This is a genomic window from Nostoc sp. JL31, from assembly GCF_017114965.1.
GTDB classification, from domain to species: Bacteria; Cyanobacteriota; Cyanobacteriia; order Cyanobacteriales; family Nostocaceae; genus Nostoc; species Nostoc punctiforme_A.
On the sequence record NZ_JABXKO010000086.1, the window covers coordinates 1 to 9107 of the forward strand.

General features: G+C 41.8%; 14 protein-coding genes. 1 reads left to right on the forward strand and 13 read right to left on the reverse strand.

The genetic code is table 11. The features are described from left to right. Positions 1-278 precede the first annotated feature (278 nt). Both HWQ43_RS19885 and HWQ43_RS19890 read right to left on the reverse strand, forming a co-directional pair. On the reverse strand, positions 279-653 hold the full coding sequence (locus HWQ43_RS19885; RefSeq protein WP_292737243.1) for a response regulator: 375 nt from the start codon (positions 651-653) through the stop codon (positions 279-281). A gap of 106 nt (positions 654-759) precedes the next feature. Then, a complete protein-coding gene (locus HWQ43_RS19890) occupies positions 760-2319 on the reverse strand; it encodes an ATP-binding protein (RefSeq protein WP_292737244.1) in 1560 nt (519 codons plus the stop codon). Between the two features lie 180 nt (positions 2320-2499). Here HWQ43_RS19890 and HWQ43_RS19895 point away from each other — a divergent pair, with 180 nt between their 5' ends. After that, positions 2500-2952, forward strand: a complete 453-nt coding sequence (locus HWQ43_RS19895; protein ID WP_292737247.1) for a cupin domain-containing protein — start codon at positions 2500-2502, stop codon at positions 2950-2952. Positions 2953-3084: 132 nt separating this feature from the next. On the opposite strand, the gene HWQ43_RS19900 is transcribed toward HWQ43_RS19895, so the two are convergent. The 11 genes from HWQ43_RS19900 to HWQ43_RS19950 all read right to left on the reverse strand — a co-directional run bounded on the left by HWQ43_RS19900 (position 3085) and on the right by HWQ43_RS19950 (position 9047). Next, on the reverse strand, positions 3085-3372 hold the full coding sequence (locus HWQ43_RS19900; RefSeq protein ID WP_292737249.1) for a hypothetical protein: 288 nt from the start codon (positions 3370-3372) through the stop codon (positions 3085-3087). A 387-nt stretch (positions 3373-3759) separates the two neighbouring features. Then, positions 3760-4260 (reverse strand): hypothetical protein, encoded by a 501-nt coding sequence (locus tag HWQ43_RS19905; protein WP_292737252.1) that lies wholly within the window; start codon positions 4258-4260, stop codon positions 3760-3762. Continuing rightward, positions 4193-4636, reverse strand: a complete 444-nt coding sequence (locus HWQ43_RS19910; RefSeq protein WP_292737255.1) for a hypothetical protein — start codon at positions 4634-4636, stop codon at positions 4193-4195. Before HWQ43_RS19910 ends, HWQ43_RS19905 begins: the two co-directional genes overlap by 68 nt. 7 nt (positions 4637-4643) lie before the next feature. Then, complete coding sequence (locus tag HWQ43_RS19915) at positions 4644-4955, reverse strand: hypothetical protein (protein ID WP_292737257.1); 312 nt, start codon at positions 4953-4955, stop codon at positions 4644-4646. Next, the gene (locus tag HWQ43_RS19920; protein ID WP_292737259.1) at positions 4955-5272 is read right to left on the reverse strand and encodes a hypothetical protein; all 318 of its coding nucleotides are present in this window, start codon (positions 5270-5272) and stop codon (positions 4955-4957) included. The genes HWQ43_RS19915 and HWQ43_RS19920 overlap by 1 nt, the downstream gene beginning before the upstream one ends. A gap of 2 nt (positions 5273-5274) precedes the next feature. After that, positions 5275-5619 (reverse strand): hypothetical protein, encoded by a 345-nt coding sequence (locus tag HWQ43_RS19925; RefSeq protein WP_292733602.1) that lies wholly within the window; start codon positions 5617-5619, stop codon positions 5275-5277. Continuing rightward, complete coding sequence (locus tag HWQ43_RS19930) at positions 5616-6119, reverse strand: hypothetical protein (RefSeq protein WP_292737261.1); 504 nt, start codon at positions 6117-6119, stop codon at positions 5616-5618. Before HWQ43_RS19930 ends, HWQ43_RS19925 begins: the two co-directional genes overlap by 4 nt. Next, positions 6103-6321, reverse strand: a complete 219-nt coding sequence (locus tag HWQ43_RS19935; RefSeq protein WP_292737263.1) for a hypothetical protein — start codon at positions 6319-6321, stop codon at positions 6103-6105. Before HWQ43_RS19935 ends, HWQ43_RS19930 begins: the two co-directional genes overlap by 17 nt. Further along, positions 6321-6860 (reverse strand): hypothetical protein, encoded by a 540-nt coding sequence (locus tag HWQ43_RS19940; protein ID WP_292737265.1) that lies wholly within the window; start codon positions 6858-6860, stop codon positions 6321-6323. Before HWQ43_RS19940 ends, HWQ43_RS19935 begins: the two co-directional genes overlap by 1 nt. Positions 6861-6973: 113 nt before the next feature. Further along, positions 6974-7648 carry a hypothetical protein gene (locus HWQ43_RS19945; RefSeq protein WP_292733612.1) on the reverse strand — a complete coding sequence of 225 codons (675 nt, stop codon included), beginning with the start codon at positions 7646-7648 and terminating at the stop codon, positions 6974-6976. A gap of 145 nt (positions 7649-7793) precedes the next feature. Further along, on the reverse strand, positions 7794-9047 hold the full coding sequence (locus HWQ43_RS19950) for a hypothetical protein (RefSeq protein ID WP_292737267.1): 1254 nt from the start codon (positions 9045-9047) through the stop codon (positions 7794-7796). Between the last annotated feature and the right edge of the window lie 60 nt (positions 9048-9107).

A 9107-nucleotide genomic window follows, 5' to 3' on the forward strand; every position in this document is an offset into this window, starting at 1 on the left:
AGCAATTCTGCTGTCTTGCCGCCTTGGCTGGTTTTAGATCCTCTGTTGCGTAGCTAGTTGTTGGAGGATATTGGCCGCGGCGATCGCTTTCCCGGAGCGTAAATTATTTATAGATCAATTCGTTTGAGGCTCAATCTGACAGATGGTATCCAACGCCCAATCGTTTCGTACCCACGTTTGTCCACCTCTCTGTCAATGCGAATCAGAAAAGCAGTAATAACATATAGATATATAGAGCTAGATATATAGAGCAAAATTTGCTGTAACCACCAAAAAAATCAGTTCCAGCCTAATGCTTCAGTGATTTGTGCTGCTAGTTTCAAGGGACGGAAAGGCTTGGCAAAGACAGCAACTACATCTAAGCCAGTAAAGCTCTTTTGATCGGACTCCTGGACTTTGGCAGTTAGTAAAATTACTGGAATTGACTTAGTGATGGGGTTAGCCTTCAGTTGTTGCAGAGTGGCGCGCCCATCCATATCAGGCATCATCATATCTAGTAAAATTACATCAAGCTTAGAGTTGACAGCTACATTCAACGCTTCTCGACCAGAGCAAGCTGTCAATACGTTCCAACCAGCACCCATTTCTAATCCCAGTTTTGCGATCGCCTGCACATCTTCTTCATCATCAACAATCAAGATATTTCTGCTCATATTGTCACTCTCGCATGATATGTGATGCTGATTAGCTTGATTAGTCTTCAGCTATTTTAGAATGCAATCGGGCAGAAGTAGGGGAGATTTGGGTAATTAAATGCTGTTATTGAGAGTCTGCTAAAGGTAACAGTACATAAAAGGTGCTACCTTTGCCTAAAATGCTCTGAACCCAGATTTTACCATTATGTTGCTGTATAATATCTCGGCAAATAGCAAGTCCTAAACCTGTTCCTCCTTTGTTGCGGGAGTCAGATGCATCTACCTGCTGAAAACGCTCGAAGATGATTTGCAATTTATCTTCAGGAATTCCTCGCCCTTCATCTTGGATCGTAATTAAAAGGAAGTTGGATGATGAAGGCTGATTTTCTTCAGACTCAACGCCTCTGGATTCTGAGAGAGTGGCACTTATCCACACAGTGTCACCTGGTTCAGAAAACTTAATCGCGTTGCTCAGTAAATTAGTGAGGGTTTGCAGGAGGCGATCGGGATCTGCCCAAAGTTCTACTGCTACGGGATTTATAATCAGTCGAACTTGTAATTTATCTGCCATTGCTTGCATCGCTTCCGTTGCCGTAATTAGCAAGTCTGCGGCGTTGCACTTCGCTTTTCGCGTGAGGATTTTGCCCGATTTCATCCGCTCTAAATCGAGAATATCGTTCACTAAACGAATCAGGCGTTCAGTATTAGTGGTGGCAATGCTTAGGACTTTTTGCCCCTGTTCATTCAGAGTTCCCAGTTGTCCTGAACTCAATAAATCTAATGCTCCCATTGTGGAAGTTAAAGGTGTACGCAACTCATGACTGACTAAAGAGATAAATTCGTTTTCTAGACGTTTGCGTTCGGTGATGTCATTGGCAATTAATAAAGCACATGGCACTCCAGCTAGATCAATTAATTCGAGAGATATCAGTATGGTTTTGAGTTCTCCAGACTTAGTAGAAAATTCAAATTCTAGATTGTACAGTGAGCCAGTTTCCGGCAGAAGTTGAATTGTTTGAGCGACCGCGACTGTACTTTTACCTAAATTAAGTTCGGTAGCAGTATCTCCAATTACTTCCTCTAGACAATAGCCGCTCATCTTCAAGAAACTGGGATTGACATCAATAAAACGAGCTTCCGAAACTGTGGCGATCGCAATTGGGTTGGGACTAGAGCGAAAAACTTTAGCGAACTTCTCTTCTGCTTTGGCGCGTTCAGAAATTTCCTGCTGCAACCGCTCATTTTGGGCTTGGAGTTGTCGTTGCAGTTTCCAAATGGTCAAATGATTTTCAATTCGTGCTAAAACCTCTTCTAGCTGGAAAGGCTTAGTGATGTAGTCCACCCCACCAACTGTAAAAGCTTTTACCTTATCTAGCACATCACCCAAAGCGCTGATAAAAATTACCGGAATTTCACGGGTGCGATCGTTTGCCTTCAGGTGTTGGCAGACTTCATAGCCATTCATCTCAGGCATATTCACATCCAGCAAAATTAGGTCGGGAGGAACTGCATTTGCTCCCCGTAATCCCGTAGAACCTTTAGTTACACTCCTAACTTTATATCCCTGTTCCGTCAGCATAGCAGATAGGAGATTCAGGTTTTCTGGCGTGTCATCAATCACTAGTATGTCTGCTTTGGGGAAGTTGAGTGACTCTTTAGGCATGGAAATATCGACTTTAGCCACAATAGGCTACTAATTGTTTCTAGAGATTTTAACCTTAGTTCAATATCTTAATCATCAGTTACAAAAAAAAGCAATTACCAATTTTTCTCCCCTAGTTCTCCCCGATTAATTTCTAATGTTAAAAACATCAAATCAAGTTTGTAAGTCACTTACTAAATTACACAATAAGGAGTAACTTGTATGCAAAATGCAACCATGCGTAAACCAACTATTCTTGCATCAGGAGAAGGGAATCAATTTTCAGTTATTGGTGCACAGTTCACAACAAAAGTAACCGGAGAAGAGACTAATCAAGCGTGGACAATTTATGAAATTACAGATACAGAGGAAAATGGCCCACCACTTCATACTCACCCTTGGGAAGAGGCGTTTTATATTCTAGAAGGTGAACTAGATATCCAAGTTGCTACAGAAACAATTTTGGCATCACCAGGCTTTTTCGTTAACATTCCTTACAATACACCACATGGCTTTAAGATTCGTTCTGCTACTGCGAAATTCCTGGTTTTAATTTCACCGAAGGGCGCGAAAAACTTTTATGAAGAAATGGGTCAAGTAGCAGATAGTACATCGCTAAATATGGAAAAAATACAGCCTGTTTTGAACAAATATGGATTGCAGTTTATTGCATGAAGTTTTGGTTTGGGTGGATTTGGGCGCACCTTTGTGTGCCCCTATTGGGATAGGCGATATATAAACCCTGATTCCGCGCTGTAAATCGCTTTCGTTGATAAATAAATCTATTTCTACAAAAATGCTATGCACTCAATAACCAACAGGCAATTCTATTCCATACCAAAAACTGTCCGCTTTTTCGCTGCTACTGCCGTGAGTTTGGGTTTCACCGCTAGCCTTCTTTTTTACCCAAGCGCGAGTCAGGCGGGTAACGATAATGGAGTGCCTACTGAACTCCAGGGCGAGTGGCGGTACGGTCGAATCTCGTCCATCCAATACCAAGACAGCTACACAGGGCAGTCCGCAGCCCCAAACGGCTCTAGCGATCAATTCCAACTTACATCTAATGGAAACTACAAGCGAAATAGGCTGATTCAAATTAACACCTACAACTGTGCGTCTAACCTTTTCATAGAGGAAGTGCGATTCGTTGATTAGTGAATCACGGTAATCAGTCCGGAAATAACTAATCCAGTCCGACAGCAGATTACTGTCACCAAAGGGCTGAACTCTCGGTCAGATGTAGGTGTAAGTCCTACCATTCAGACTCAGAATTGACTCCTTATCTGCCCACACCGAACAAGCTCGGTTCTTGTAGAGTGAATCCCCAGGACTTGAATGAAAGCAAAACTTAAGATTGGAACAATCCACTTAGAAGGCACTTGCTTTAAGTGTGGCAAGTACTCCGACCTCAAACTTTTGGGCAAAGACTTACTCTGTCCAGCTTGCTACAAAAAGTTTCAGTTACCCTGAATCCCCAGAGGGTTATTCCCGGATCTTAAAGTCGTTCGTTCGGTGTAGAAAACCCTGAAGCTCTTTTATACTCCCCTTAATTGCATTAAATTCTCCCTCAGATCGCTGCCACTTATGCTCGATGCGCTCATCCAAACCGTTGTGGCTTAATAAATTTGCATCCTTGTAGTTGACGTAATCTTGCAGATGAACATCAAAGCGCTTATCCAAATCTTTGATTTTTTCAGCATTGCTGGCGTGGAGCTTTAAGGTTTCCTCAATGCCATCAACTGTAAAAGAAATCTTGTTTATTTTGCTAATTACACTAAAAGCAACGCCAAAAAGCATTACAAGACTACCAAAGATCCCAACAAGTATTCCTGCATCTTGAAGCGTGAATTCTACTCTAGGACTAGAAGAAACGGCAATTGTTGAAGAAGTAGTAGTCATTTGAATAATATTGAAATTATATTTTTCTAGCCCAGATTTTCCGACCAGAGAAATAATAATTACTGGATGCTGCGTTTTTTGCAAATACAGTAAATTTAAAGTCATGTAATCCATCGGCAGGGATGGTAATAATTCGTTGAAGTATTCCATTAACAACAACAGATGGACTATAAAAATCCATATCATCAAAAGCCAAATTACCGTCAATTTCTAGTTTCAGCTTTCCAACATTGGAACTCAAAACAGTCAAGACACCAAGATTGTAGCTTCCTGCTGTTAGCAGCCTCCGAAAGCTAAAGCTATCATTAAGCGCACATGGATTTTGGTAGATTTCGGCTGCATAAGCGATACTAGTGTTTGTATCAATTTTGATTTGTCCACCGGACTCAACAAAGCTTTCGTCATGCCAGTGAGTAAAACTAGTGGGAAGCAATAATTCTGAAAATACTGGATTAGACAAAGGCATTTTAAGTTAACTCCCGAACCAAAGCATTCCCATTGGCAGCAGACCAAATACCACTAATTACACCAATGTAATGGAATGGAATTTCATAATATCCGCCTGCATATAACTTGGCAGTAAATGCGCTATTTGTTGCGGTTGCGCCAAATTCAATGAATAAAGTAGCGGTGCTATCATTCCAAATTGTCCCGCCTTTTCTATTGGAATTAGCAGCCAAGATTATCCCGCTGGCTATGTTAGCAGCAACAGTGGTTGGGATTGAAGTATCGCTAGTTGATTCGGCTACTGTTACTGATGCTGGATTAAAAAGTGCCACTATTCAATACACTCCGTGAAAGTTAATTTACAGTCGTTGGCAGAGATAGCTGACACCCTTCCAACATAAAGATTAGACTGATTTATCTCATAACTGCCTCTTGGCTTTAAAACAATTCCGCGACCAATAGCACCTTTAGACTTATCACCCAAAATCAAAGTGATATCAGAAGAAGAATTGTTTATAAAAGCTGCATACTGCCTGATACTGTTGGCGTTTAAAACTGTATCACCAACAGTAGCGGTCAGGTCTTTGCCCCCATGAACGCAATTGCTAAATTTAGCAACTTCAATCGTGTTGGAAGGATTGTTAATCATAATTAATCAGTGGGGTCGTCGAGGTTGTCAACAAACAAAGCAGTATCCACTTTGACGCGCACTGTAAATTCAAATTCTGGTGCTTCTGGTGTACCTGTTACTTGCTGCGATGCAAATTCAATTGGCGGAAGATTAGCAATAATCCTCGCTTCATTTACTTGCTCGGTCAGCGCAGACAATGCTTGCATTAACTTCACAATACCTTTAACGCAAGAAGTCCCTAAAGTCAGCGCTGCACCTGAATCTGTCGCCAAACTCAAATTAAGCTTGACTTGATTATTCCCAACAAATTCAATTGAACCAGCGGGTAATTTTTCAGCTAATGCGGTGTAACTTAATGTAGTCATAAATTATCAATCTTGAATTCAAGAGTTTCTAGTTTTGCTCTGATTGCGCCTAATGTTTCTTCGGTTGAATCGCTTACGGTCCCCGTGTAAACCCAAACCCCTAAAGTTACTTCCTCTATCCAAGGCATTGCTTCAAACCGCAAGCGATAATCATTAGTAATTTGGGGAAACCTGATTAAATCAATGCTGTTGAGCTTAATAAGAGAGCGATTAAAATCTGTTTCAGTGCTGGGGACTGCTCCCAATCTCTCGTAAATTATGGTGTCATCAATATGAATTCCACCTATTTGCTGATAAAGATACCCAGCACGCAACCAAGTTGGCTTTGCTTTGCTTGAGGATGCTCCAACTAGCAAGATGTGTTTATCCGTAATGAATGGCAGTTCAACCGGATCGATGATTGGGGCTTTGATTTTGCGATTTTGGAGATTGCCTAAGAGCTTTTGATAATAAAAAAGCTCCCAAGCTCCAACCGCTGTGACATCAGCTAATAATGCCATCGCCTAAATCCCAATCTTCAGATACTTCAAAAACATCAAAGCCTTGGTCATTGATGAAATCTAAAAGATGATCTGGAGGAATGTCACCGTTAAGAAAATCGCGGGTTATTGCGGCCCGCTCCATCATTAGGTTCAATTCCTCAGAAAATTCAAGTTCTGATTGACCTGGATACCAAATAGCTGGTGTAGAAATGTTGATCATCAACCGCTAGCGTTTGCGGGGTAACGCTCGGATTCAAACCAGACACGCCCATAGCTACCACCAAGGGAGCTTTTTACAGAGGTAAAAATTCCTTTCACCTTGGTATCAAGGGCTGAGGGAGTTGCAGCAGTGATTGCAGCCGAATAATTGTATTGAGTGTTACTACCACGTGTACCTTTGCCGTAGCGAACGTAAGGCCGATTTGAGCCTTTAGCTCGAACTACACTAGGGGAGCCGTCAGCCACGGTTGCCTTCATTTCAGCCGGACGGAAACCGCGAGGCGCGCTAGGATCTGTTGCCGCTTCCGCTAATCCTAATCCTGCAATTCCACCAAAAAATTGTAATCCAGCAGCAGACACTTGAATGGTAAAGGCTGAATCTGCGGCCGCTAAAGGAGACAGTACCGCATATTTTACCGCAGTCTTTGGGCGACGCTGGGTTGCAGATCCCTCTTCTCTTAGTGGTGCTGTATAGGCTTCTCTGGCTTTAGCGTATTTAAGTTGGTTTTCTAATTCTCGTGCGCTCTTGCGTCTGGACATATTAGTACTTATTAATTGTCAATTGCTTGTTATTCAGTCATAGCAATGATTCAAGTCATTTTTTCCAAGCGGATAACATAGTGTAGTCCGGTAAATTTTTGGAATAATTGGCCCTAAACTCGCTCGATGACGCTTCTTAAGCGGCTGCCGCTAGTAGCCACCAAATTGATTGGATTTTGCTTGCCCCAGATAAGTAGTTGTGCAAACCTAAATTTCACGTCTGCCGTTCGCCGACGAGTAAATTTTTGAGTTGTACGTCCATAGACTCGGTGCGTTCCTGGGTTTGTTGGATAGCTCCGGTCATTGTCGATAAATTGGAGGTAATCGCGGTCAAAAGAGTGGTTGCGAATATCTAGAACCGCACGGATCATCCGTTCCCCTTCCGCTTTACTTGTTACTAGTAATTTCAATTCGTAGCCATGCTCTTTATCAGAATAAGTACATTTGAAGTGTCCTTTATTCCAAGTAAAAGGAGGTGTCGCAAATATACTTTTAATTTGTCTAGCTAAAGTTTCTGCATTGCTACGACTAATAGTTTCACTAGATTCATCCATTAATCTAAAGGTGATTTCACCTTCAGCCTGGGGTGTTTTTCCATCACCGTGAATAGTAAAGTTGTAAGGTTCTAAGAAGTACAGCTTAACTTGTGGTTTGAAGGTGCGTTCTGATTGAATCTCATACCAAGGGATACCGTAAACAGGCCGTTGCAACGCTTGAGCGTGTCCACAAGTTATTTCAAATAACCACATCCTCATGATAGTCATAGTTGATGTGTCATCATCTTTCATCAAACAAGAATGTTTTAATCTTGGTTTGCCTTCGCTGACATCATTATCTGGTTGATTTTTAAAGTAAGTTTTAACTGCTTTATTGTGTTCAAGCCTAACGATATCTTGGAGATTCTCCCACTCGCTAAAACCTTCGGTAATGTCATTATTCGTCAGCTTCCTTATCTGAATCGGATATTGCTATTCCTGTTGCGCTAACTAACTTGGAAGCATCAGAGGCAGCTTTAATTTTTGCTGCTTCTGGTGGTGTAGTACCTTGTTTGCTATTTGGTTCTTCTCCTAATGCTTTGAGAAACTCCGTTTTCTGAGTTCCAATCTGGGTAACTGTTTCTTGAACGCTTAAGACTTCGGAAGCAACGCTGTCAATTTGACTCACCACATCTTCAGTTTTTTCTAAAGCAGTAAAGAATTTATTCTGAAAGTTAGGAGTCGGGTTCATCCACCGATACGCTTTTTCACTGACCTCGCCCCATTGACGCAGGGCATTACCAATTACAGCAACCCATGAGCCAACGACTTCCAAGGCGCTCAAAATCGAATAACCAATAGATTGAATTGAATTCATTAAGTTAGCTGCTGCTTGATAAATTCGATTCCATTTTTTGTATTCAGCTTTGATTCCTCCCCACTCACTTTCGCCGATTACAGTTTTAGCTAAAGAATCAAACTGACTTCCTAAGACTTCGCCAATCTCTAATGGACTACCTTCAGCATCTTTAATTCCTATTGCTGCTAAAACATTTGATATAGCGCTAGTTAATGTTTGCCCTAAGTTGGCAGAGAGCATGTAGGCATTGTGGAGAGTCTGCCACCAAATCAAAATATTTAGTACTCTATCGAGATGCATCCATGAACTGAGTCTTTGTAATTTTCCTGATATCCCGCCTGGAATTAAATCACCAAGCTTTGTATTCATCAATTCCAAAAGTGCTAATTGTGCAGCATTTGCCCCAGCATTAATTTTGTCTAGAAGATTAGCTGTATTTTGATTATTATTTTGATTAACTTTATTGGCAGAATCATCTAGAGCATTCCCCAAACATCCCCCAGGTTGAGCAATTTCACAAACTGCGCCTTGGGTAGTTTCTTTATTTGCAGCTTGTACAGTCGGAGATTTGGCGATCGCATCAGGCAGCCCTTGTATGGCTGGTGTAATTGCCGCGATTGCGGTGGCGATCGCAGTCAGTTGTCCAAGTTTCTCGGTAAAATCTTTCTGTTGCTGGTCTAATGCGGTTTTGATACCGTCATTTGATAATTCCGTTGGAGTTTTTACGATCGCGGCTGTCTTCACCTTTGGCACAGGTGATAACGCATCCGACATGGGTATAGGTTGCGCTGTCGTTGGCACTGGACTGGGAACAGCAGTAAACAAACGTACTTGTATCGCGTGTCGAAACATCGTTTCCGAGTGCGTCCGTACCTTCGGAAACTGTAATAGTCGATTGCGTTACCGTGCCGG